The sequence below is a fragment of the Streptosporangium sp. NBC_01469 genome, assembly GCF_036227305.1.
In the GTDB taxonomy this organism is placed as follows: Bacteria; Actinomycetota; Actinomycetes; order Streptosporangiales; family Streptosporangiaceae; genus Streptosporangium.
In genome coordinates this window covers 4,792,471-4,815,592 of sequence record NZ_CP109465.1, presented here as the reverse complement: position 1 = coordinate 4,815,592, position 23,122 = coordinate 4,792,471, and the positions used below count along the sequence as shown (strand labels likewise).

Here is a 23,122-nt window from a genome sequence, read left to right as displayed (position 1 = left end):
TCACAAAGCGACCCTAAGGCATTGAGTCTCACCGGAAAGTTCGAAGCGCTTTTTCTTCGAAGAGTCGACAGTGATTTTGACACGCGATTCACCCTTGACAGACTCATTGCTCGGCGTTTTCCAGTCAACGGAAACAACTTTATATCCACGCCTCCCCAGGCCGCCGGTCAGCATGTTGAATATAATGACCGGTTCGTCGACGCTGGAAGCGTCCACTCCGGCAACTCCATATGTTCGCTTCGCCATCCCCTCTCCGCAGGGGATGTCCTTGCCACCCTCGTCCGTCACCGTGACATCTTTTGCGTGGGTCGACTTCACCAACCAGTCGATGTCGGCCTTCAATGTCACCTCGGCCTGAGCCACCGTCGGCCCCGGAGGTTCAGAGGAGCACGCCCCCAACACCAGTACCCCCAAGGCGACGATCGCAGCCGACCCGACACGGGCGCAATCGAGGTGCATCACGGGCTCTCCGTTCACGTCAACCAACATCACCCAACTCCAATGATGCCTAACAATAAAGTGATTTCCCGGAAAAGCCCCTGAACGCGTCAAACTAAGATGGCCAGCGAGCGCAGTCTCTCGTCCAGGTCCTGGACATGTTTGTTGTCCTCCCATGGCGCGAGCCGGACACGGGCCTGCCGTATCGAGTGCAGAAGTCTGACGGAACTGTGTCTCACGGAGATCTGAGCAGCAGCACCGATCATCGCCGACGCCTCCGGGATCTCTCGCTTCTGGATCAGCGCGGTAGCGTATTCGAGGTGCAGAATGCCGCGTTCCCGATTCCAGCCTGGATCCGCTTTGACCAGGGTCTGTTGCGCCAAAGGTATCGCCCGCTCAGGCTGCTTGAGCTCTACCAGACAGAACACGGCATGACGGGCGATGCGCTCGGGGCTGATCCAGAAAAGGTGACGAAGATCAGACTCGTTACGTTTCTCACATGCCAGATCGATGGCACGGTCGAGGAAGCGAAGGCCGCCCTCATCGCGCCTCACTCCGGCGGAAACCCGGGCCATCATGAGTGAGATGGCCGCCTGCTGCAGACGGTTGCCACTGTTCTTTGCCCACCCTTCGGCAGCAAAGGAGTGGTCCATCGCGACGGTGGGCTTTCCCTGATAAAGAGCCATGTTGGCTGACAGGCTATGAAGATGGGCAAGGAGCGCGGGAGCACGCAGCTCGTGAGCCACCGCCAGCCCTTCCTCATACCTCTGGGTGGCACCTTGATAGTCCATGAGGTCGTAGTGAGCCCATCCAGCGAGATGGGAGAGGCTCCAGTAGACGTGAAGAAGACGATCACGCGAGGCCGGCCTGAGGGAGCCTTGCTTGAGCAGATCTTGGACTAGGGCGCGCTTTGCGTTGGCTACCGGAATGATCTGCCGAGGACCCATCGTCTCGTCCATCCTCCAGAGACGAGTTGTGAGATTGTCCAGCACGTCGATGGTGGCCGCGTCGATCGGGCCCTGGTGCCGGGCGGCCGCGGCCAGGCGTTCCCGTTCCGGCGGGGTGAGATGGCGCAGCAGGCCCAGGGCCGGTGTCCCGCCCAGAAGCAGGGCCAGTTCGAAGAGCAGCTCGCGGCGTTTCACGTCGGCCTCCTCTGCGCCGACCGCGCGCAGCAGGTCGGCACAGCGGGCGGGCGCGGGCACGGGAACGAGTGGGGGAAGTGCCTTCGTTCCCTTGGTGCCCGGGACGGCCGGTGCGGACACCTGGCGAGAGTGGTTCGCGTCGAGGTGACGGTGGTCGGCCTGGTCGAGCAGGTCCCGGTCGCGTACGCCGTAGGAGGCGTACACCTCGTCGGTGAGCAGACGCCGCGCCGCGGTCTGGTAGACGCGGGCGAAGATGGCGACCGCCCCGGCGCTGGGACGCCGTCCAGCCTGCGGCCACGCCTCGTAGTCGTAGAAGCGCGGGGCGCGCAGGGTGGCGGTGCCCGCCGGGTCGAGATCGTTGTAGGCGGCCACCACCTCACCCGCCGTGCGGCCGTGGGCGTAGCGGTACAGGCGCAGCGGGCTGACCTCGTGGTCCAGGGCGAACACGCCGGCGATCTGGTCGAACGTGAGGGAACAGGCACGCAGCGCCTCGCTGCGCCGCCTGCACCCCAGCAGAATCCGATATCCCTCTCCGGGCATCGTCACTCCCTCGCTCGAAACCCTTTCCCGAACACACACGGATCGTATTCGAGCGATCACGGAGAATGACAGCACGGCGTGGAAGTGGGGATGCCCACCCGTCGGACGAGACGTTCTCGCAGCTCAGAGGTGACATGCGAGGGGTATTCCCCCGACGGCCATCCGGAGGTTCACCTCCCCGGAGAGACGGGGTCACTGTTCTCCTGACGATTTCCGCCGACCAGGAGAGCCCAGATGACCGCTACCCACGACGGCGTGGCCCCGGAGTTGATCGACGCGATGGTCCGGCTCCGCCCCGGCGGCATGACCTGGCGGCGGACCTTCCCCGGCCGCCCCTCCCAGGTTCCCGAGGCCCGGCGCTTCGTGCGGTTCCTCCTGGCCGACTCCCCCTTCGGCCGGGACGCGGAGCAGGTCGTCGCCGAACTCGCCGCCAACGCCGTCCGCCACACCGCCAGCGGACGGCCGTACGGCACGTTCGTCGTCGAGGTCGTCCGCAAACCCGAGACCACCCGCGTGACGGTCTACGACTCCGGCCAGGGCGCCGTCCCCGCCGTCACCCACCCCGCCCTCCTCGGCGAGGGCGGCCGGGGACTTCCCCTCGTCATCGCCCTGGCCTCCCAGGTCGGCTGCCAGGGCAGCCGATCCCACGGCCACGCCGTCTGGGCTCAGTTCACCGGCGAGAGACTCCCCGCACCCCCAAGCGCATGACACCGGCGTACGACACACAAACCCGGCGGGCCGTCGCAGTCTTCAAACGGGAGTGAAACCGAGTGCCGCGGCGGCCTCACTCTGAGCGGTGTCACGACTGGCGAAGCCGAGTTTGTCTCCCGGGTCCTCCAGGAGCGATACGGCCGCCAGCTCGGCCGTGGCGAGATGCATGGCGTCGAGCGCACGAAGGGCATGAGCGTAAACGATCTCCACGGCCCGGCGCTCCACGGCGTCGCGGGGCGCGCTCAGCAACGTGACCGGGCCGTTCTCTCCAAGATCTGCCGCCAGTACGGCAATCCTGGTGTCCAGTTCCAGCAGCCGCCTGGCACGGGAGGCACGGACCAGCACGCCGGTCACCTCCACCACGGTCAAGGTGCTCGTGACGAGGAGATGCTCGGGGTCTTCGAGGAGTTCTCTGGCCCGGTCGTGACCGGGTTCGTCGCGGAGATAGGCGCAGGCCAGGACCGAGGAGTCGACGTAGGTGAGCATCGGGGTCAGCGACCCTCCGCCCAGAGGTCGTCGAGAACCGGGCCGGCGCCCTCGGTGGCCGCGAGCGCACGCTCACGGTCGGCTTCTGTCACGAGAGGAGCAGGAGGAGAGAGGGGCCGCTCGGCGAGCACCCCGAGTCTCCGCGCTCGAGCGCGGAGCTCCGCCCGAGCGTCCAGCGCCTCGTCGGACACGCCATGGGCGAGGATCTCCCCGGCGGTCGCGTTGATGGAGCGGCCGGTGCGGCGGGCCCTGCGCGTTATGCGCTGATGAAGATCGTCATCGATTCGGAGAAGAAGTTGCTTCATGCGTCAATGATATCAATCAAAGCCTTGAAAGTGATATCACTTACCGTCGGCGACGTGCCCCCCGCGACTCGTCGGCGACGCGCCCCCATGACCGTGACGGAACCATCCGGCATCCCGCCGGGCGGGACAGGACCGGGAACGCGTACGGCCCCCGTGAAGAAGATCACGGGGGCCGTACGAAAAGGTGGTGCGGGTCAGAGACCGGCGGCGCTGCGCAGGGCGTCGGAACGGTCGGTGGACTCCCAGGAGAAGCCCTCGCGACCGAAGTGGCCGTACGCGGAGGTGGCCGAGTAGATCGGGCGGAGCAGGTCGAGGTCGCGGATGATCGCGGCCGGGCGCAGGTCGAAGACCTCGAGCACGGCCTGCTGGATCTTCTCGACGTCGGTCTTCTCGGTGCCGAAGGTCTCGACGAACACGCCGACCGGGTGAGCCTTGCCGATGGCGTAGGCGACCTGGACCTCGGCGCGGTCGGCCAGACCGGCGGCCACGATGTTCTTCGCGACCCAGCGCATGGCGTAGGCGGCCGAGCGGTCGACCTTGGACGGGTCCTTGCCGGAGAACGCGCCGCCACCGTGGCGGGACATGCCGCCGTAGGTGTCAACGATGATCTTGCGGCCGGTCAGGCCGGCGTCGCCCATCGGGCCGCCGATCTCGAAGCGGCCGGTCGGGTTGACCAGGAGGCGGTAGCCCTCGGTGGCGATCTCCAGGCCGGCCAGGACCGGGTCGACCACGTGCTCCTTGATGTCGGGAGCGAGCATCTCCTTGAGGTCGATCTCGGCCGCGTGCTGGGTGGAGACCACCACGGTGTCGAGCCGGACGGGCGTGTCGCCGTCGTACTCGACGGTGACCTGGGTCTTGCCGTCGGGACGCAGGTAGGGCACCGTGCCGTCCTTGCGGACCTGCGACAGGCGCTCGGCGAGGCGGTGCGCCAGCTGGATCGGCAGCGGCATCAGCTCGGGGGTCTCACGGCAGGCGTAGCCGAACATCAGCCCCTGGTCACCGGCGCCCTGGCGGTCGAGCTCGTCGCCGGCCTCGCCCTCGCGGTTCTCGTAGGCGTCGTCGACGCCCTGGGCGATGTCGGGCGACTGCGCGCCGATGGACACCGACACGCCACAGGAGGCGCCGTCGAAGCCCTTGTGCGAGGCGTCGTAACCGATCTCGAGGATCTTCTCCCGGATGAGACCGGGAATGTCGACGTAGGTCTCCGTCGTCACCTCTCCGGCGACGTGGACCTGACCGGTGGTGATCAGCGTCTCGACCGCGACGCGGCTCTTGGGGTCACCCTTGAGCATGGCGTCGAGAATCGCGTCACTGATCTGGTCGGCGATCTTGTCCGGGTGGCCCTCTGTGACCGACTCGGAGGTGAACAGGCGACGGGACAAGTCAGTGGCTCCTCATGCAGCGGCTGCTGGCGTTTGGGGGCTCTGGCGTCGGCGGACACCAGTAGCGCTCCGGCGAATTCTAGCCCCACCTGATGTGGAGCCGTGAAACCGTCTCAGATCATGTCACTCTAAAGTCTCGGATCGCGTACGGAAAAGAGCTCTGTCTCAAGGAAATCCAGGCTCGAAACGCACGCGACCGCGGTGCGAGGAGGGTTCGATCGCGCCACGAGGAGCAATCACACCAAAACGGTATTTGGATTACAAATCGGGCAGCGGATCGGGCGGTAGCGTCTCGGGGGCGAAGACCTCGGCGTCAGCGGCGGCGACCACCGCGGCGTATTCCTCGTCGATCTCGAACACCATGCCGCCGAGCTCGATGGCCGCACCCGCGGAGAACTCCAGCGGGCCGAGCCGGGTGCGCCGGGAGTGGGTGGCGTACACCGAGGTCGGCGCGTCGCGGTCGAAGAACTTGGTGGACATCACGCAGATGGTGCGGTCGGTGACCACGATGAGGAAGGTCGCCATGCCCGGGGTGCCCACCGACAGCGCCGGCAGGACGTAGTGGATCTCCTCACCCGGCGGAAGCAGCGCCCGGCATCGAGCCCTGACGGCGGCGGCGACCGGCATGATCGAAACCCCTCCCAGCCACGACATTGCAGGTCATCTCGGAGGCAGTATCCGCCGGGAGGTGGCCCGCGGCAAGAGGTCAGGCCAGGCGTGCGGCGACAAGATCCCAGACCCTGTCGGCGAGGGCCTCCTTGGGACCGCGCGGGATGTCGATCTGCTCCCCGCCGGCGACCAGGACCACGGCCGCGTTGTCGGGCGTGCCGAAGGCGAGGCCGTCGCCGACCTGGTTGACGACGAGCAGATCGCAGCCCTTGCGGGCGAGCTTGGCCCGCCCGTTGGCGAGGACGTCGTCGGTCTCGGCCGCGAATCCCGCGATCACCCGCGGGTACGGCTTGAGCCCCTCGCGGCGCCGCTCACCCAGCTCCGCCAGAATGTCGGGATTTTTCACGAGATGGATGGAGTCAGGCTCGTCGGCGGTCTTCTTGATCTTCGATTCGCTCCGCGCCGAGGGCCGGAAGTCGGCGACGGCGGCGGCCATGACCACGGCGTCGGCGCCCTCCACCGCGTCGAGCACGGCGGCGCGCAACTCCAGGGCCGACTCGACCCGGACGACCCTGGCCCCCGCCGGGTCGGGCAGGCCGACGTTGGCGGCCACCAGGGTGACCTCGGCCCCCCGGGCGACGGCCGTGCGGGCCAGCGCGTAGCCCTGCAGGCCCGAGGAGCGGTTGCCGATGAAGCGGACCGGGTCGATGGCCTCGCGGGTGCCCCCGGCGGAGATCACCAGACGGCGACCGGCCAGGTCGGCCGGGCGTCCGGCGATGACGCGGCGGCAGACCTCGAAGATCTCCTTCGGGTCCGGCAGCCGGCCGGGGCCGGTGTCGGCGCCGGTCAGGCGGCCCACGGCGGGGTCCACGACGATCGAGCCGCGCTCGCGGAGCGTGGCCACGTTGGCGCGGGTCGCGGGGTGCTCCCACATCTCGGTGTGCATCGCCGGGGCGAACACCACCGGGCAGCGCGCGGTGAGCAGGGTGTTGGTCAGCAGGTCGCCCGCCAGCCCGTGGGCGGCCTTGGCGAGCACGTCGGCGGTGGCCGGCGCGACGACCACCAGGTCGGCGCCCTGCCCGATGCGGACGTGCGGCACCTCGTGCACGGACTCCCAGACGTCGGTCGTGACCGGGTTGCCGGACAGCGCGGCCCAGGTCGGCTCACCGACGAAGCGGAGCGCCTCCTTGGTCGGGACCACGCGCACGTCGTGGCCCGACTCGGTGAACAGGCGCAGCAGCTCGCACGCCTTGTAGGCGGCGATGCCCGCGCTCACACCGAGGACGACCCTGGGTCCGCCGGGGGACCCGGCTTCTTCCGGAGTCCGCATCGAGGTGGTTCAGCCCTCGATCGGCTCGGAGGTCAGCAGGCCCTCGCTGACCTCGCGCAGCGCGATGGACAGCGGCTTCTCCTGCGCGTGGGTCTCGACGAGCGGGCCGACGTACTCGAGCAGGCCCTCGCCGAGCTGGGAGTAGTAGGCGTTGATCTGACGCGCCCGCTTGGAGCCGAAGATCACGAGACTGTACTTGCTGTCGACGATGTCGAGCAGGGCGTCGATCGACGGGTTGGTGATGCCTTCGGAGTAGGCGGCGCTGGTTGCCACGTGTGATTTCCCCTAGCTAGGTGAACGTCCGAGGCGCGAATCCTCGGGAGCATCAGCCAATAAGGCTATCAGCCGATGGCATACGCCCTGGACGGACGTGTTGACGAGTGTCAGGTCGAACTCCTGCTCGGCCGCCATCTCGATCCGGCCGGCCGCCAGGCGGCGGGCGATGACGTCCTCGGGCTCGGTGCCCCGGCCGCGCAGGCGCTTCTCCAGCTCTCCCCAGGTCGGGGGGGCCAGGAAGACCAGCAGGGCCTCGGGCATGGTCGCGCGGACCTGCCTGGCGCCCTGGAGATCGATCTCCAGCAGCGTGGGCACCCCGGCCTCGAGCTTCTCGATCACGGGGCCGCGCGGGGTTCCGTACCGGTTGCCGGCGAACTCGGCCCATTCCAGCAGCTCGCCCGAGGCGGCGAGGCGGTCGAACTCCTCGTCGTCGGCGAAGAAGTACTCGACGCCGTGGGTCTCCCCTGGACGGGGTTTCCTGGTGGTCACCGAGACCGACAGCCACACCTCCGGGTGTGCCCGCCGAAGCTCGGCGACGACCGTGGACTTGCCGACGCCCGACGGCCCGGACAGGACCGTCAGGCGCTTACCGGCCGGGAGCCCGGGGAAGACTCGCGCCCCCTCCGGACTTCCGGCCGAGGATGTGGAGCGACCGGCCCCGCCCTCGGCGGTTGCCTCCGGAGTCCGACTCTCGTCGGACCACGACGTTCCGGTCACTCCAAACCCCCCGTGATGCTGTCCCCCATGCGGGGCGAGCGTGGTCGTATGAACCGAGATTAGCTCTCGGCCCCGCCGAACTCACGCTCGAGCGAAGCTCGCTGGTTCGTACCCAGGCCCCGCACACGGCGGGACTCTGCGATTCCAAGCCGCTCCATGAGCTGCTTGGCGCGGACCTTGCCCACGCCGGGAAGCGACTCGAGAAGGGCCGAAACCTTCATCTTGCCGATGACGTCGTCGGCCTGCCCGTCTTTGAGCACCTCAGCCAGAGAGACCGCACCGTGCTTCAGGCGGTTCTTCACCTCGGCACGCTCTCGGCGGGCCTTGGCAGCCTTCTCTAGGGCTGCGGCGCGCTGCTCAGGGGTAAGGGGAGGAAGAGCCACGCCGGGTCACCTCGAATTTCCTGTCGATGTACTCGGACGGGAAGGGAAACTAGCTGGTCATGGCGCTTCAAGCAACGTCAAGGCCACTTTATCCCCCTAGAAAATCTACTTCGTGACTTTGTGTGATCGCTGTGTCGCTCTACGTCGACAAAACTGCTCTCAGCGCCGAGTTTTCAGGGGTTGTCCCACCCGCGACGCCCGGCGGTCTCCGGCGCCCCCTCACACGCGGAACCGGGTGCTTCCCGGCGTTACCCGACCCGCGACGCCCGGCGCTCTCCGGTGCCCCGACACGCGACGCCAAACGGTCTCCGGCGCCCCGGCATCCACGACGCCCGGCGGTTTCCCGCGCCCCGGCACACGCCGCGCCCGGCGCTTTCCTGGCCCGCGCGACACCGCGACGCCCGGCGGTTCCGGGCACACGCCGCGCGCGGCGCCGAACGGCTCCCCGGACCACGCCTCGGATCGCGCCTCGGACCGCTCCCCGGACCACGCCTCGGACCGCGTCCCGCGCGACGCCCGGCGCACTCCCCGGACCGCTCCCACGCACAACGCCCGAAACGGTCCCCGGACCGCGTCCCGTACAACGCCTGGCGCGGTCTTCGGACCGCTCCACACCCGACGCCGGAAACAGTCCCCGGACCCGCGTCCCGCACAAAGCCCGGCACACTCCCGGACCCGTCACACCCGACGCCCGGAGCAGTTCCCGGACCCGCGTCACACACGACGCCCGGCACGGCCCTCAGACCGCGCCACACACGACGCCCGGCACACTCCCCGGGCGCGGGTCACACTTGGTGCCCCGTGGCGGCGGAGACGCGCCGGAGGGCCGCGGCGATGCCCGCGGCCGTCGCGCCGGGGTCGGCGGAGCCGGTGATCGGGCGGCCGATCACGAGGAGGTCGGCCCCGTCGGCCAGCGCCTGCTCGGGAGTCGCCACTCTTGCCTGGTCCTGGCTCGCGGCGCCGACGGGGCGGACGCCGGGGGTGATGAGGGTGATGCCGGGACCGACCTCGGCGCGCACCGCGGCGACCTCGCGCGGCGAGCAGACGAGGGCCTGGGCGCCCGCGGCGACGGCGAGCGCCGACAGGCGGCGTACGGCGTCCTCCGAGGGACCGTTGACGCCCACCTGCTCCAGGTCGGCCTCCGAGAGCGAGGTGAGCAGCGTCACCGCCGCGATCTGGGTGTTGGGCATGGCCTCCACGGCCGCCCGGATCATCGCGGGGCCGCCGGCGGCGTGGACGGTCAGGATGGCGGGCTTGAGCCGGGCCACGGCCCTGGCGGCGCCCGCGACGGTGTTGGGGATGTCGTGGAGCTTCAGGTCGAGGAAGACCCGCACTCCGCTCGCCCCGCGGACGGAGGCGATCACGTCGGGGCCGTAGCGGAGGTAGAGTTCCAGCCCGACCTTGACAGTGGTGACGTGCGGGGTCACCAGGCTCGCCCAGTGGGCCGCTGTCTCGAGGTCTGGCGCGTCCAGGGCGACGGCGATGGGTGCGGGCGTCACAGGGAACTCTCCTCAAGATCTATCCGGTGCCGGGTGGACGCCCCCGGCGGGCGGTGGGCCAGCCCGACCGCGTCGGCCAGCCGGTGGAACCCCCGGGCCGCCAGGAGCTCCTCCAGCTCGCGGAGGATGCGCAGGCAGGCGTAGGGGTCGTGGAACAGCGCCGTCCCCACGGCGACGACGCAGGCGCCGGCGAGGATGAGCTCGAAGGCGTCCCTGCCGGTCAGCACGCCGCCCATGCCGATGATGGGCACGCTGGGCAGGGCCGCGTGGACCTGCCACACGCAGCGTACGGCCAGTGGCCGGATGGCCGGTCCCGAGAGTCCTCCGGTGACCGCCGCGAGGGCGGGCCGCATGGCCTCGGTGTCGATGCTCATGCCGAGCGGGTTGTTGATCATCGAGAGCGCGTCGGCACCGCCGTCCACGCACGCGCGGGCGACGCTCACGATGTCCACGACGTCCGGGGAGAGCTTGGCCACCACGGGCACGTCGTAGCGCATGACCGAGCGCACCGAGGCGATCACCTCGGCGGAGGCCGCGCCGTCGCGGGCGAAGACCCGGCCGCGGTCCTCGATGTTGGGGCAGGACAGGTTGACCTCCACGGCGGTGACGCCGGGCGCGTCGGTGAGCCTGCGGGCCAGCGCGGTGTACTCGGCCACGGTGCCGCCGCCGATGGACACCACGGTCCGCACGCCCCGCTGGGACAGCCAGGGCAGCTCGCGCTCCAGGAAGGCGTCCACGCCCGGCCCCTGGAGCCCGACGGCGTTGAGCATGCCCGAGGGCGTCTCGGCCATCCTGGGGGTCGGCCGGCCCGCCCTGGGGGCCATCGTGATCGACCGGGTGGTCAGCGCGCCGATCCTGGCCAGGTCGAAGAACTGGGCGAGCTCGGAGCCCGACGCCGCGCATCCGGCGGCCGTGGTGACGGGGTTGACCAGCTCCACGTGCCCCAGGTACGTCCGCATGTCAACCGGCATTCCGCGTTCCCCCACCGGGCGCTCCCAGCGCGTCGAACGGGATCGTGCCGACGTCGTCGAAGCGGACGCGCTCGCCCCTGAAGACCGGTCCTTCGACGCACGAGCGGACCATCCGGGTTACACCGTCGTCCCCGATGACCGGCAGCACGCACGTCATGCACACGCCGATCCCGCACGCCATCCCCTCCTCGACGGCCACCTGGACGGGGATGTCGAACTCGACCGCCACCGCGGTGACGCCGCGCAGCACCGGCATCGGGCCGCAGGCGTAGACGGCGTCGGCCCGCACGTCGGCGATCACTCCGGGCAGCACGTCGGTCACCCGGCCGCGCATGCCCAGGGAGCCGTCCTCGGTGGTCAGCGTGGTGGTCTCCCCCATCCGCCTGGCCCGCAGGGCGCCGAACACCCGGTCGGAGGAGACCGCGCCGAGGACGAAGTCGACGCGGCAGCCGCGCCCCTGGAGGGCGTCGGCCACGGTGAACAGCGTCGCCGAGCCGTGCTCGGCACCGACCAGGACGCAGGTCACCGGGTCCCTGGGCAGCGGGAACGGGCGGCCGAGCGGGCCCACCAGGTCGAGGGTGTCGCGGGCGCGCCGCTCGGCCAGCCAGGCCGTGCCGGGACCCCGTACGGAGAAGACGAACTCGACCGTACCCCCGTAGTCGGGCTTGACGTCGTGGACGAAGAAGGCACGGCGCGTCAGCATCGACGTCTGCGCCCCGCCGACGGCCACCCCGACGAAGTGACCGGGCCGGAAGCGCTCGGCGATGCCGGGCGCCACCACGGTCAGCGCATGGTAGGCGTCGACGCGGCGCGTCGTCAGCACCGTGCCGGTCACCTGCACCGGGGTAACAGGCGTCTCCCTCACCTCCGCTAAGGCACCGGCCCCGCTCCTCAGCCGCTCCGCAAACGCTTGGCGTGCTCCTGGAGGGACCGTACGCCGATGTCACCACGGACGATCGCCTGGATGCCCTGTACGGCCGCGGCGAGCCCCTGGACGGTGGTGATGCAGGGGATGGCGCGCAGCACCGCGGCGGTGCGGATCTCGTAGCCGTCCAGGCGCGGCCCCGACTGGCCGGGACTGCCGAAGGGGGTGTTGACGATGAGGTCCACCTCCCCGTCCAGGATGCGCCGGACGATGGTCTGCTCGCCTGCGGGGCCGGTCCCCTCGCTGTGCTTGCGCACGATCTTGGCATGGACGCCGTTGCGGCGCAGTACTTCGGCGGTGCCCTCGGTGGCGAGGATCTCGAAGCCGAGGTCGGCGAGGGCCTTGACCGGGAAGATCATGGCGCGTTTGTCGCGGTTGGCCACCGAGACGAACGCCCGCCCCTTGGTGGGCAGCGAGCCGTACGCGGCGGCCTGCGACTTGGCGTAGGCGGTGCCGAAGAACTCGTCGATGCCCATGACCTCGCCGGTGGAGCGCATCTCGGGGCTGAGCACGATGTCCACGCCGCGGAACCGGTTGAACGGCAGCACGGCCTCCTTGACCGCGATGGGCGCGTCCAGCGGCATGGTGCCGCCGTCGCCGGTCGCGGGCAGCAGGCCCTCGGCGCGCAGCCCGGCCACCGTGGCGCCCATCATCACCCTGGCCGCCGCCTTGGCCAGCGGCACCGCCGTGGCCTTGGAGACGAACGGGACCGTACGGCTGGCGCGGGGGTTGGCCTCCAGCACGTACAGGATGTTGGCGGACATGGCGTACTGCACGTTGAGCAGGCCGCGCACGCCCACTCCCCTGGCGATGGCCTCGGTCGCGGCGCGGATGCGCTTGATGTCGTAGCCGCCCAGGGTCATCGGCGGCAGCGAGCACGCCGAGTCGCCGGAGTGGATCCCGGCCTCCTCGATGTGCTCCATCACGCCGCCGAGGTAGAGCTCCTCGCCGTCGAACAGGGCGTCGACGTCGATCTCCACGGCCTCGTCGAGGAACTTGTCCACCAGCACCGGGTGGTCGCTGGCCGCGCCCGCCTTGGCCATGTAGGAGGCCAGGGTGTCGTCGTCGTAGACGATGGCCATCCCGGCGCCGCCCAGCACGTAGGAGGGCCGCACCAGCACCGGGTAGCCGATCTCCGCGGCGATGGCCAGCGCCTCGCCCTCCGTCACCGCGACGCCGTGCTTGGGCGCGGGCAGGCCCGCCTCGGCGAGGACCCTGCCGAACGCGCCGCGCTCCTCGGCGAGGTGGATCGACTCCGGCGAGGTGCCGACGATCGGGACCCCGGCGTCCTTGAGCGACTGGGCCAGGCCGAGCGGGGTCTGGCCGCCGAGCTGGACGATGACGCCCACCACGGGGCCGGTCTGCTGCTCGGCGTGGACGACCTCCAGGACGTCCTCCAGGGTGAGCGGCTCGAAGTAGAGGCGGTCGGAGGTGTCGTAGTCGGTGGAGACCGTCTCGGGGTTGCAGTTGACCATGACGGTCTCGTATCCGGCCGCCGACAGCTCGAAGGAGGCGTGCACGCACGCGTAGTCGAACTCGATGCCCTGGCCGATCCTGTTGGGCCCCGAGCCGAGGATGAGGACCTTGGGACGCTCCCCGTAGGGGACCTCGGTCTCCTCGTCGTAGGTGGAGTACAGGTAGGGGGTCTGGGCGGCGAACTCGGCGGCGCAGGTGTCGACGGTGTTGTAGACCGGCCGGACGCCGAGCGCGTGGCGCAGGTCGCGCACCCGCGGCTCGGTCATGCCGCGCAGCTCGGCGATCTGCGCGTCGCTGAAGCCGTACCGCTTGACCCGGGTCAGCACCTCGGCGGTCAGCTGCGGCGCCTCGCGCAGCTCGGCGGCCACCTCGTCGATCGCCATGAGCTGGTCGAGGAACCACGGGTCGACGGAGGTCGCCTCCGACAGCTCCCCGATCGTGGCCCCGGCGCGGATGGCCTGCTGCATGGTGAACAACCGTCCGTCGTGCGGGACGCGGCAGGCGTCCAGGAGCTCGTCCCTGTCGCCCGGCTCCCCCGCCCAGGTGAAGGAGGCGCCCTTCTTCTCCAGCGAGCGCAGGGCCTTCTGCAGGGCCTCCGGGAAGGACCGGCCGATCGCCATGGCCTCGCCCACCGACTTCATGTGGGTGGTCAGGGTCTGGTCTGCCCCGGCGAACTTCTCGAACGCGAACCTCGGCACCTTGACCACGACGTAGTCGAGCGAGGGCTCGAACGACGCGGGGGTCTCCTTCGTGATGTCGTTGGGGATCTCGTCCAGGGTGTAGCCGATGGCCAGCTTGGCGGCGATCTTCGCGATCGGGAAGCCGGTGGCCTTGGACGCGAGCGCCGAGGAGCGCGAGACGCGTGGGTTCATCTCGATGACGACCATGCGGCCGGTGCTCGGGTCGACGGCGAACTGGATGTTGCAACCGCCGGTGTCGACACCGACCTCGCGGATGACCGCGATGGCCACGTCGCGCATGTTCTGGTATTCGCGGTCGGTCAGCGTCAGCGCGGGGGCCACCGTGACGCTGTCGCCGGTGTGCACGCCCATCGGGTCGATGTTCTCGATCGAGCAGACGATCACCACGTTGTCGGCCCGGTCGCGCATGACCTCCAGCTCGTACTCCTTCCAGCCGAGGATGGACTCCTCCAGGAGCACCTCGGTGGTCGGCGAGGCGTCGAGGCCCGCCCCGGCGATGCGGCGCAGCTCCTCCTCGTCGTGCGCGAAGCCCGAGCCGACCCCGCCCATGGTGAAGGAGGGCCGCACCACCAGCGGGTAGCCCAGCTCGCCCGCGGCGGCCAGGCACTCGTCCATGGTGTGGCAGACGAACGAACGCGCCGACTCGGCGTTGAGGCCGTGCTCGGCGGCGACCTTGGCCACGATGCCCTTGAACAGCTCTCGGTTCTCGCCCGCCTGGATGGCGTCGACGTCGGCGCCGATCAGCTCGACCTCGTAGCGTTCCAGGACCCCGGCCTCGTACAGGGAGATCGCGGTGTTCAGCGCGGTCTGCCCGCCCAGGGTGGGCAGCAGCGCGTCGGGCCGCTCCTTGGCGATGATCTTCTCGACGATGTCGGGGGTGATGGGCTCGACGTAGGTGGCGTCCGCGAACTCGGGGTCGGTCATGATGGTCGCCGGGTTGCTGTTGACGAGGATCACGCGGAAGCCCTCGGCACGCAGCACGCGGCAGGCCTGGGTGCCCGAGTAGTCGAACTCGCAGGCCTGGCCGATCACGATCGGCCCTGAGCCGATCACCATGATCGACTGGATGTCCGTGCGCTTAGGCACCCTTGCTTCCCTCCGTGCTCGTACTCATGGTCGCGCCCGTGTTAGCGCTCACCCCGCTGACCGTTCCCCGCTCGCCCGCCATCAACGCGCAGAAGTCGTCGAACAGGCCGGCCGAGTCGTGCGGGCCGGCCGCGGCCTCGGGGTGGTACTGGACGCTGAACGCCGGGCGGTCCAGCAGCCGCAGCCCCTCGACGCAGTCGTCGTTGAGGTTGACGTGGCTGACCTCCGCCGGTCCGTACGGCGTGTCGAACACGCCTTCCAGCGGCGCGCGTACCGCGAAGCCGTGGTTGTGCGCGGAGATCTCCACCTTGCCGGTGCCCCGGTGCTGCACCGGCTGGTTGACGCCACGGTGGCCGTAGCGCAGCTTGTAGGTGCCCAGCCCCAGCGCCCGCCCGAAGAGCTGGTTGCCGAAGCAGATGCCGAAGAACGGGACACCCGCGTCGAGGACGCCGCGAAGCGCCTTGACCGGACCGTCCGCGGTGGCGGGGTCGCCGGGGCCGTTGGAGAAGAACACCCCGTCGGGGCCGAGCGCGAGGATCTCCTCGGCGGTGACGGAGGCGGGCAGCACGTGCACCTCGCAGCCGCGCTCGGCCATCCGGTGCGGCGTCATCGACTTGATGCCGAGATCGACGGCGGCCACGGTGAACCGCCTGGGACCGATCGCGGGCACGACGTACGGCTTCGGGGTGGAGACCTCCCCGGCCAGGTCGGCGCCCTCCATCGCGGGGCTGCCCAGCACCCGCTCCAGCAGCTCCTCGACCGGTGCCAGGGCCTTGCCGGAGAAGACCCCGGCCCGCATCGCCCCCCGCTCGCGCAGGTGGCGGGTGAGAGCGCGGGTGCCGGTGATGGCGATGCCGACGACGCCCTGCTCCCTGAGGTAGTCGTCCAGGGAGCGGTTGGATCGCCAGCTGGAGGCCATCCGGGCGGGCTCGCGGACCACGTATCCGGCCACCCACACCCGCGACGACTCCGGATCCTCGTCGTTGACCCCGGTGTTCCCGATGTGGGGCGCGGTCATCGCGACGATCTGGCGGTGGTACGACGGATCGGTCAGCGTCTCCTGGTAGCCGGTCATCCCGGTGTTGAAGACCATCTCGCCGAAGGTCTCGCCCTCGGCGCCGTAAGGGGTCCCGTGGAAGACGCGTCCGTCTTCCAGCACTAGCACTGCGGTCACTCACACACCCCGATCATCTCGGTTACAGCTCCGCAAAGTATGAAATATCCGGCACGTTGGGTCGCCGTCCCGCCGCCGGACGGGACGCCCTCGCGTCCCGGGGAGGGAAAGGAGAAGGTATCCGACGCGGTCCCCGCGGCGGCCGGCCGGGCGCGGCGGGCGCGTCGGAGGAGGGTCCTCACGTGAGCTTTCCGTCCAGGACGGTCGGCCTGCCGCGCAGGAAGGTCGCGACGACGCGGCCGGGCAGGGTCAGGCCCTCGTAGGGCGTGTTGCGGCTCTTGGAAGCGTAGCCCGCCGGGTCGACGGCGGCACGCACCGACGGGTCGTAGAGGGTGATGTTGGCCGGGGCTCCGACCTCGATCGGCCGCCCGTGGCCCTGGAGCCTGCCGATCCTGGCCGGGGCGAGGGACATGCGCTCGGCGACGCCGGCCCAGTCGAGCAGGCCCGTGTCGACCATCGCCTCCTGGACCACGGCCAGTGCCGTCTCCAGGCCGATCATGCCCATGGCGGCGGCGGCCCACTCGGTCTCCTTGTCCTCGACCGGGTGCGGGGCGTGGTCGGTGGCCACGCAGTCGATCGTGCCGTCGGCCAGGGCCTCGCGCAGCGCCTCGACGTCCGCGCGGGTGCGCAGCGGCGGGTTCACCTTGTAGATCGGGTTGTAGGAGCCGACCGGGGAGTCCTCGACCAGGTCGTCGGTGAGGAGCAGGTGGTGCGGGGTCACCTCGGCGGTGACGTCCCAGCCCTTGGACTTGGCCCAGCGGATGATCTCCACGGAGCCGGCCGTGGAGACGTGGCAGATGTGCAGGCGCGAGCCGACGTGGGCGGCCAGCAGGCAGTCGCGGGCGATGATCGCCTCCTCGGCGACCGCGGGCCAGCCGGTCAGGCCCAGCCGCCCCGAGACCGCGCCCTCGTTCATCTGCGCGCCCTCGGTCAGGCGCGGCTCCTGGGCGTGCTGGGCGACGACGCCGTCGAACGCCTTGACGTACTCCAGGGCGCGGCGCATGAGCACCGCGTCGGAGACGCATTTGCCGTCGTCGGAGAAGACCCGGACCCGCGCGGTGGAATCGGCCATCGCGCCGAGCTCGGCGAGGCGCTCGCCGCCCAGGCCGACGGTGACTGCGCCGACGGGCTGCACGTCGCAGTGGCCCGCCTCCTGGCCCAGGCGCCAGACCTGCTCGACGACGCCGGCGGTGTCGGCGACCGGCTCGGTGTTGGCCATGGCGTGCACGGCGGTGTAGCCGCCGAGGGCGGCGGCGCGGGTGCCGGTGGCGACGGTCTCGGCGTCCTCGCGGCCCGGCTCGCGCAGGTGGGTGTGCAGGTCGACCAGGCCGGGCAGGGCGATCAGCCCCTCGGCCTCGACGGTCTCGCCGCCGGTCAGCCCCCGGCCGATCTCCACCAGGAGGCCGTCGCGGATCAGGATGTCGGCCGGCTCGCCGCCGAGGATCCTGGCGCCCCTGATGACGATGCCGTCACGCGTGGCCCCGATGCGGTCGTTCATCAGATCTCTCCCCCGAGGTCGGCGCCGCCAAGCAGCAGGTACAGGACGGCCATGCGTGCGGTCACACCGTTGGCGACCTGCTCGACGATCGTCGAGCGCGGCGAGTCGGCCACCTCGGCCGCGATCTCCATGCCCCGGTTCATCGGGCCGGGGTGCATCACGATGGCGTGGTCGGGCATCTTGGCGACGCGGTCGCGGTCGAGCCCGTAGCGGCGGCTGTACTCCCGCTCGGTGGGGAAGAACGCCGCGTTCATGCGCTCGCGCTGCACGCGCAGCATCATCACCACGTCGGACTTGGGCAGCACCGCGTCGAGGTCGTACGAGACCTCGCACGGCCAGGAGCCGACCTGGACCGGGAACAGGGTCGGCGGGGCGACCAGGGTCACCTCGGCGCCGAGCGTGGCCAGCAGCAGCACGTTGGAGCGGGCCACCCGGCTGTGCAGCACGTCGCCGACGATGGTGACCTTCCTGCCGTCCAGCGGGCCCAGGCGGCGGCGCATGGTGAAGGCGTCGAGCAGGGCCTGGGTGGGGTGCTCGTGGGTGCCGTCGCCGGCGTTGACGACGCTGCCGCGCACCCAGCCGGCCAGCCGGTGCGGCGCGCCCGAGGCGCTGTGGCGGATGACGACGGCGTCGGCGCCCATCGCCTCCAGGGTGAGCGCGGTGTCCTTGAGCGACTCGCCCTTGGAGACGCTGGAACCCTTGGCGGAGAAGTTGATGACGTCGGCCGACAGGCGCTTGGCCGCGGCCTCGAAGGAGATCCTGGTCCGGGTGGAGTCCTCGAAGAAGAGGTTCACCACCGTGCGGCCCCGCAGGGTGGGGAGCTTCTTGATGGAACGTTCCGAGATCTTCGCCAGCTCGTCGGCGGTGTCCAGGATGAGCAGGGCGTCGTCGCGGGTCAGGTCGGCCGCGGAGATCAGGTGCCGCTTCACCGGTCGCCCTCCTTCAGCAGCAGGACCGCGTCGCTGCCGTCGTTCTCCTCCAGGTAGACCTTGACGCTCTCGGACTTGGACGTCGGCAGGTTCTTGCCCACGTAGTCGGGGCGGATGGGCAGCTCGCGGTGGCCCCGGTCGACCAGGGCGGCGAGCTGCACGGCCTGCGGGCGGCCCAGGTCGTTGAGGGCGTCGAGGGCGGCGCGGACGGTGCGGCCCGAGTAGAGGACGTCGTCGACGAGGACGACCACCCTGCCGTCGATGCCGTCGGCGGGCAGCTCGGTGCGACCCAGCGCGCGGGCGGGGCGCAGCCGGAGGTCGTCGCGGTACATCGTGACGTCGAGGGAGCCGACGGGGACCGAGCGGCCCTCGAACTGCTTGATGTGGGCGGCCAGGCGGCGGGCCAGGTGGACGCCGCGGGTGGGAATGCCCAGGAGGACGACGTTCTCGCCGCCCTTGGTCCGCTCAAGGATCTCGTGGGAGATGCGGATCAGGGCCCGGTTGATGTCGGACTGCTCAAGGACGGCGCGGGCACCGCCCTGCGCATGCTGGAGCGCACGCGAATTGGCCTCGGCCAAGGAAGAACACCACCTTTCCCGCCTCACGGGACGGGTCTTAAAGGAAGTCAACGACTTCAAGGTACCAGCCGGGTGACGGTTCGCCCGAAGAGGGGGTCCGCTCCGCGAACAGCACGGATCCGCCCCGGTAATCTTCTCAAAAGTGAATAAACATCACGATCTTCGCTGACTTCCAGTTGGTCCTGCGGGTATGCGCCTCACATCCGCACCACGGCGAAGCATGACGACCACGCCCCGGGCGCAGCCGTCCCGGTGGACCCTGCCACCAGCCGCGAAGGAAGAGAAATGGCCTTTCACGTCGACTCCGAGGTCGGCCGGCTCCACCAGGTCCTGCTGCACAGGCCGGAACTCGCCCTGAAACGGCTCACACCGTCGAACAAGGACGACTTCCTCTTCGACGACGTGCTGTGGGTGCAGCGCGCCGTGGAGGAGCACGAGGAGTGGCAGAGGCTCCTGGTCGACCAGGGCGTCACCGTCCACATGCTCTCCGACCTGCTCCGCGAGACGGTCGAGATCCCCGAGGCGCGCAGGCACATCCTGGACGGCGTCGCCGACGAGCGCTACTTCGGCCCGATGGCCGTCGACGCCGTCCGCAACGCGCTCGACTCGATGGACTCCGTCACGCTCAAGCGCTATCTCACCGGGGGCATCACCAAGCGCGAGCTGGTGGACATGGGCACCGACCCCAAGAGCCTCGCCTTCCACACGCTCAGGCCGGACGACTTCGTGCTGCCCCCGCTGCCCAACCACCTGTTCACCCGCGACACCTCCTGCTGGATCTACGACGGCGTCTCGATCAACGCGATGAAGAAGAAGGCCCGCCGCCGCGAGACCGTCAACATGGAGGCGATCTACCGCTACCACCCGGCCTTCGCGCCCGGCTACGACCGGCCGGACGAGGGCGGTTACAACGTCTGGATGCCCGGCATCCCGGCGGCGCCCGCCACCATCGAGGGCGGCGACGTGCTCGTCATCGGCCGGGGCGCGGTGCTGGTGGGGATCAGCGAGCGCACCCAGCCCCAGGCGGTCGAGATGCTCGCGCGGAGCCTGTTCAAACGGGGGGCGGCGACGAAGATCGTCGCGCTGGACATGCCGAAGGCGCGGGCCTTCATGCACCTGGACACGGTCATGACCAACGTGGACGTCGGCGTCTTCACCAAGTTCGCGGGGCTGGGCATGCTGCCCTCCTACACGGTCGAGCCCGGCGACAACGAGAAGGAACTCAAGATCACCGACCATCCCCCCGAGGACATGCACCGGGCCATCGCGCGGGCGATCGGACTGGACGACATCAAGGTCCTCAGCGCGACGCAGGACGTGTACGCCTCCGAGCGGGAGCAGTGGGACGACGGCTGCAACGTGCTGGCCCTGCGTCCCGGCGTGGTGGTGGCCTACGAGCGCAACACGACCACCAACAACCACCTGCGCCAGAACGGGATCGAGGTCATCACGATCCGGGGCAGCGAACTCGGCCGCGGCCGGGGCGGTCCGCGCTGCATGAGCTGCCCGCTCGAACGCGACGGCATCTGAACCCTTCCGCCGGGGACCCGGCCGCGCGGAACGTGTCCCCGCCCCGGATCACCGGGCGTACGGAGATGCCGGAAATACCGGAGATGCGAACATCCGGACGGCGCTCGCGGGCTCCGGGCGGCACGCGAGCGCGCCACCGATTCCCGTCTCCGGCCGGACGGGACCGTCGCACCGGGTATTCCCCGTCGATGTGTCGTTCAAGATCATACGCCCGTCGCCGCGCCCGGTGATGCCGCCACCCCGACATCCTCCAGAAGATGCGGGAATCCGGCGAAAGTCCCGAAAAAACCGGAGGTTTCGCGATCCCGAGTAGGACAAGTGCGGCGTTTGAGGCGGACCCCATCGGACCGGATTCGACATCTTTTTTCCAATCAGCTTGACCTTAGGCGCCCACAGCTTTACCGTCACTGTCCGTAACCACACCTCGTGGCGTTATCGGGTGAACCCTGACGCACCGGTCACCGAAGGTGCCTACCTCGGGCGCCAACCCGGTGAACGGGGCATAAGTTGCGAGGTAGCACAATCAAGTTGAGAGCACCACATAACAGAGCCGGGGGGCCACACCATGCCGTCTGAGTACGCCAAGTCGTTGGGTGCACGACTCCGCGCCATTCGCACCCAGCAGGGCCTGTCCCTGCACGGAGTCGAAGAGAAGTCCCGCGGGCGCTGGAAGGCGGTCGTCGTCGGCTCCTACGAGCGTGGCGACCGTGCCGTCACCGTGCAGAAGCTTGCCGAACTGGCTGATTTCTACGGAGTGCCGGTCTCGGAGTTGCTGCCGGGAGGGGCCGCTCCGAGCCCCCTCGGCCCGACACCGAAGCTTGTGATCGACCTTGAGCATCTTGCCCAGCTCCCGAAGGAGAAGGCAGGCGCGCTCGCTCGCTACGCGGCCACCATCCAGAGCCAGCGTGGCGACTACAACGGCAAGGTGCTGTCCATCCGCCAGGAGGACCTCCGCTCCCTCGCCGTGATATACGACAAGTCCCCCAGTGAGCTCACCGAGGAGCTCATCAGCTGGGGAGTCCTGGACCCGGAGGCTCGCCGAGCCGTCGAGTCCTTCTGACGACCCCTGACCGGTCGTGGGTGCGCCGGAACCGGCGTGCCCACCCCGCAGAGAATCTTGCTCTCAGCAGAAACGTGCGCTTCGTCCCGCCCCGGGCTACAGCCGTTGTGGTAGGAAAAGGCAAACATGCGTTTAGCGAGATGTGGTGGACATGGCCCCGGGAGATGATCGGCTTGATCACTCTCGATCGAGCCCGAAAAGCCGTCTCCGCGCCGTCATGGCGTCGCTGGGATCGACCAGGACGCGCGCCTTCCTGCGGCTGCTGACCTCGATCGGCACCACCAAGACGCAGGACACCCTGAAACTCCTGCCGTTCGTCGTCATGGCCGTGGTGGCCCTGATCGACTTCGGCTCGGGCCCCACCTCCGGCCTCCTGCCGCTGCTCGCCCTCGGCCCGGCCTTCGCCAGCGTGGCGTGCGGCCTCGCCCGCACCACGGTGGTCGGCGTCGTCGCCCTGGTGCTGTGCCTCGCGCTCGGCGTCTACAACGACATCCTCTGGATGCCCCGCACCGACATCACCCTCATCGCCATCCTCGGCGTCACCGTGGCCAGCGTGCTGGCCAGCGCCGGGCGGCTGCGCCACGAACACCAGCTCGCCGACGTGCGCTCGGTGGCCGAGGCCGCCCAGCGGGTGCTGCTGCGCCCGGTGCCCCGCCGCGCGGGACCGGGCATCGGCGTGGCCGTCTCGTACACCTCCGCCACGGCCGAGGCCAGGATCGGCGGCGACCTGTACGAGGTCGTCACCACCCCGCACGGGGTCCGGATCATCGTGGGAGACGTCCAGGGCAAGGGCCTGGAGGCCGTGGAGACGGCCGCGGTCGTGCTCGGGGCCTTCCGTGAGGCGGCGCACGACGAGAGAACGCTCCAGGGCGTCGTGGCGCGTCTGGAGAACGCGCTGACCCGCGAGCTGTCCGGCGAGCAGTTCGTGACCGCCGTGCTGGCCGAGATCAGCGGCGGTTCCACCATCACCGTCATCAACTGCGGCCACCCGGCGCCCATGGTGCTCGGCGCCGACGGCGGGATCTGGTTCGCCGACCCGCCGGACGAGGCGCTCCCGCTGGGCATGAGCGCCCTCAAGGCCAGCGAGCCGCAGCCGCACCACATCCCGTTCGAGCCGGGCGACCAGGTCCTCTTCTACACCGACGGGGTCATCGAGGCGCGCGACGGTGCGGGCGAGTTCTATCCGCTGCTGGAGCGGGCGCACCTGCTGGACGGCGACGACCCCCAGGGGTCGTTGGACGCCCTCCGCGCCGATCTGCTCGACCACGTGGGCAGGCCGCTGGGCGACGACGCCGCGATGCTCCTGTTGCGCCACCGCGCCGCCCGCCAGAGCTCCACGGCGGCGTGAGGAACGGCAACGCGAGGGACGAGGGAAC

At 69.9% G+C, this 23,122-nt stretch carries 22 protein-coding genes; 4 read left to right on the top strand and 18 right to left on the bottom strand.

Annotated features, from left to right (window positions below; all coding sequences use genetic code 11):
- Nucleotides 1–489, bottom strand: coding sequence for a hypothetical protein (locus tag OG587_RS21505; RefSeq protein ID WP_329093002.1), 489 nt, complete (start codon nt 487–489; stop codon nt 1–3).
- 59 nt (nt 490–548) lie between these two features.
- Nucleotides 549–2,120, bottom strand: coding sequence for a hypothetical protein (locus OG587_RS21500; RefSeq protein WP_329093000.1), 1,572 nt, complete (start codon nt 2,118–2,120; stop codon nt 549–551).
- Nucleotides 2,121–2,354: 234 nt separating this feature from the next.
- Here OG587_RS21500 and OG587_RS21495 point away from each other — a divergent pair, with 234 nt between their 5' ends.
- Nucleotides 2,355–2,828, top strand: coding sequence for an ATP-binding protein (locus OG587_RS21495; RefSeq protein ID WP_329092999.1), 474 nt, complete (start codon nt 2,355–2,357; stop codon nt 2,826–2,828).
- A 42-nt stretch (nt 2,829–2,870) separates the two neighbouring features.
- Here the strand turns inward: OG587_RS21495 and OG587_RS21490 are convergent, their stop codons facing one another.
- From OG587_RS21490 to pyrR, 16 genes are all read right to left on the bottom strand, one after another.
- Nucleotides 2,871–3,317, bottom strand: coding sequence for a type II toxin-antitoxin system VapC family toxin (locus OG587_RS21490; protein ID WP_329092998.1), 447 nt, complete (start codon nt 3,315–3,317; stop codon nt 2,871–2,873).
- Nucleotides 3,318–3,322: 5 nt separating this feature from the next.
- Nucleotides 3,323–3,622, bottom strand: coding sequence for a FitA-like ribbon-helix-helix domain-containing protein (locus OG587_RS21485; RefSeq protein WP_329092996.1), 300 nt, complete (start codon nt 3,620–3,622; stop codon nt 3,323–3,325).
- A 194-nt stretch (nt 3,623–3,816) separates the two neighbouring features.
- A complete protein-coding gene (gene metK / locus OG587_RS21480) occupies nt 3,817–5,004 on the bottom strand; it encodes a methionine adenosyltransferase (RefSeq protein ID WP_329092994.1) in 1,188 nt (395 codons plus the stop codon).
- A 258-nt stretch (nt 5,005–5,262) separates the two neighbouring features.
- Entirely contained in the window at nt 5,263–5,631 is a 369-nt protein-coding gene (locus OG587_RS21475; protein WP_329092992.1) for a hypothetical protein, read from the bottom strand.
- 79 nt (nt 5,632–5,710) lie between these two features.
- Nucleotides 5,711–6,943: a bifunctional phosphopantothenoylcysteine decarboxylase/phosphopantothenate--cysteine ligase CoaBC gene (gene coaBC, locus OG587_RS21470; protein WP_329092990.1), complete on the bottom strand. Its 1,233-nt coding sequence runs from the start codon at nt 6,941–6,943 to the stop codon at nt 5,711–5,713.
- 9 nt (nt 6,944–6,952) lie between these two features.
- Entirely contained in the window at nt 6,953–7,216 is a 264-nt protein-coding gene (gene rpoZ / locus OG587_RS21465; protein ID WP_030909981.1) for a DNA-directed RNA polymerase subunit omega, read from the bottom strand.
- A 12-nt stretch (nt 7,217–7,228) separates the two neighbouring features.
- Nucleotides 7,229–7,801, bottom strand: a complete 573-nt coding sequence (gmk, locus tag OG587_RS21460) for a guanylate kinase (RefSeq protein WP_329093941.1) — start codon at nt 7,799–7,801, stop codon at nt 7,229–7,231.
- A gap of 194 nt (nt 7,802–7,995) precedes the next feature.
- Nucleotides 7,996–8,319 (bottom strand): integration host factor, actinobacterial type, encoded by a 324-nt coding sequence (mihF, locus tag OG587_RS21455; RefSeq protein WP_030909986.1) that lies wholly within the window; start codon nt 8,317–8,319, stop codon nt 7,996–7,998.
- A gap of 785 nt (nt 8,320–9,104) precedes the next feature.
- Complete coding sequence (gene pyrF / locus OG587_RS21450; RefSeq protein ID WP_329092981.1) at nt 9,105–9,818, bottom strand: orotidine-5'-phosphate decarboxylase; 714 nt, start codon at nt 9,816–9,818, stop codon at nt 9,105–9,107.
- Nucleotides 9,815–10,789 carry a dihydroorotate dehydrogenase gene (locus OG587_RS21445; protein ID WP_329092979.1) on the bottom strand — a complete coding sequence of 325 codons (975 nt, stop codon included), beginning with the start codon at nt 10,787–10,789 and terminating at the stop codon, nt 9,815–9,817. The genes pyrF and OG587_RS21445 overlap by 4 nt, the downstream gene beginning before the upstream one ends.
- A complete protein-coding gene (locus tag OG587_RS21440; protein ID WP_329092977.1) occupies nt 10,779–11,654 on the bottom strand; it encodes a dihydroorotate dehydrogenase electron transfer subunit in 876 nt (291 codons plus the stop codon). The genes OG587_RS21445 and OG587_RS21440 overlap by 11 nt, the downstream gene beginning before the upstream one ends.
- A 26-nt stretch (nt 11,655–11,680) precedes the next feature.
- Nucleotides 11,681–14,977, bottom strand: a complete 3,297-nt coding sequence (gene carB / locus OG587_RS21435) for a carbamoyl-phosphate synthase large subunit (RefSeq protein ID WP_329092976.1) — start codon at nt 14,975–14,977, stop codon at nt 11,681–11,683.
- Entirely contained in the window at nt 14,970–16,151 is a 1,182-nt protein-coding gene (gene carA, locus OG587_RS21430) for a glutamine-hydrolyzing carbamoyl-phosphate synthase small subunit (RefSeq protein WP_329092975.1), read from the bottom strand. The genes carB and carA overlap by 8 nt, the downstream gene beginning before the upstream one ends.
- A gap of 178 nt (nt 16,152–16,329) precedes the next feature.
- On the bottom strand, nt 16,330–17,649 hold the full coding sequence (locus OG587_RS21425) for a dihydroorotase (protein ID WP_329092974.1): 1,320 nt from the start codon (nt 17,647–17,649) through the stop codon (nt 16,330–16,332).
- Nucleotides 17,649–18,578 (bottom strand): aspartate carbamoyltransferase catalytic subunit, encoded by a 930-nt coding sequence (locus OG587_RS21420; RefSeq protein ID WP_329092972.1) that lies wholly within the window; start codon nt 18,576–18,578, stop codon nt 17,649–17,651. Before OG587_RS21420 ends, OG587_RS21425 begins: the two co-directional genes overlap by 1 nt.
- Nucleotides 18,575–19,156, bottom strand: coding sequence for a bifunctional pyr operon transcriptional regulator/uracil phosphoribosyltransferase PyrR (gene pyrR, locus OG587_RS21415; protein WP_329092970.1), 582 nt, complete (start codon nt 19,154–19,156; stop codon nt 18,575–18,577). The genes OG587_RS21420 and pyrR overlap by 4 nt, the downstream gene beginning before the upstream one ends.
- Nucleotides 19,157–19,441: 285 nt before the next feature.
- On the opposite strand from pyrR, the gene OG587_RS21410 reads away from it, so the two are divergent.
- The 3 genes from OG587_RS21410 to OG587_RS21400 all read left to right on the top strand — a co-directional run bounded on the left by OG587_RS21410 (nt 19,442) and on the right by OG587_RS21400 (nt 23,094).
- The gene (locus OG587_RS21410) at nt 19,442–20,686 is read left to right on the top strand and encodes an arginine deiminase (protein ID WP_329092968.1); all 1,245 of its coding nucleotides are present in this window, start codon (nt 19,442–19,444) and stop codon (nt 20,684–20,686) included.
- A 565-nt stretch (nt 20,687–21,251) separates the two neighbouring features.
- The gene (gene bldD / locus OG587_RS21405) at nt 21,252–21,746 is read left to right on the top strand and encodes a transcriptional regulator BldD (protein WP_329092966.1); all 495 of its coding nucleotides are present in this window, start codon (nt 21,252–21,254) and stop codon (nt 21,744–21,746) included.
- Nucleotides 21,747–21,963: 217 nt separating this feature from the next.
- The gene (locus tag OG587_RS21400) at nt 21,964–23,094 is read left to right on the top strand and encodes a PP2C family protein-serine/threonine phosphatase (RefSeq protein ID WP_329092964.1); all 1,131 of its coding nucleotides are present in this window, start codon (nt 21,964–21,966) and stop codon (nt 23,092–23,094) included.
- Nucleotides 23,095–23,122: the final 28 nt, after the last annotated feature.

Excerpts from the sequence above, each read along its gene's own strand:
- OG587_RS21505 (WP_329093002.1), bottom strand. The coding sequence starts at position 489 with ATGTTGGTTGACGTGAACGGAGAGCCCGTGATGCACCTCGATTGCGCC.
- OG587_RS21500 (WP_329093000.1), bottom strand. The coding sequence starts at position 2,120 with ATGCCCGGAGAGGGATATCGGATTCTGCTGGGGTGCAGGCGGCGCAGC.
- OG587_RS21495 (WP_329092999.1), top strand. The coding sequence starts at position 2,355 with ATGACCGCTACCCACGACGGCGTGGCCCCGGAGTTGATCGACGCGATG.
- OG587_RS21490 (WP_329092998.1), bottom strand. The coding sequence starts at position 3,317 with ATGCTCACCTACGTCGACTCCTCGGTCCTGGCCTGCGCCTATCTCCGC.
- OG587_RS21485 (WP_329092996.1), bottom strand. The coding sequence starts at position 3,622 with ATGAAGCAACTTCTTCTCCGAATCGATGACGATCTTCATCAGCGCATA.
- OG587_RS21475 (WP_329092992.1), bottom strand. The coding sequence starts at position 5,631 with ATGCCGGTCGCCGCCGCCGTCAGGGCTCGATGCCGGGCGCTGCTTCCG.
- coaBC (WP_329092990.1), bottom strand. The coding sequence starts at position 6,943 with ATGCGGACTCCGGAAGAAGCCGGGTCCCCCGGCGGACCCAGGGTCGTC.
- OG587_RS21445 (WP_329092979.1), bottom strand. The coding sequence starts at position 10,789 with ATGCCGGTTGACATGCGGACGTACCTGGGGCACGTGGAGCTGGTCAAC.
- OG587_RS21425 (WP_329092974.1), bottom strand. The coding sequence starts at position 17,649 with ATGAACGACCGCATCGGGGCCACGCGTGACGGCATCGTCATCAGGGGC.
- OG587_RS21410 (WP_329092968.1), top strand. The coding sequence starts at position 19,442 with ATGGCCTTTCACGTCGACTCCGAGGTCGGCCGGCTCCACCAGGTCCTG.
- bldD (WP_329092966.1), top strand. The coding sequence starts at position 21,252 with ATGCCGTCTGAGTACGCCAAGTCGTTGGGTGCACGACTCCGCGCCATT.
- OG587_RS21400 (WP_329092964.1), top strand. The coding sequence starts at position 21,964 with ATGGCGTCGCTGGGATCGACCAGGACGCGCGCCTTCCTGCGGCTGCTG.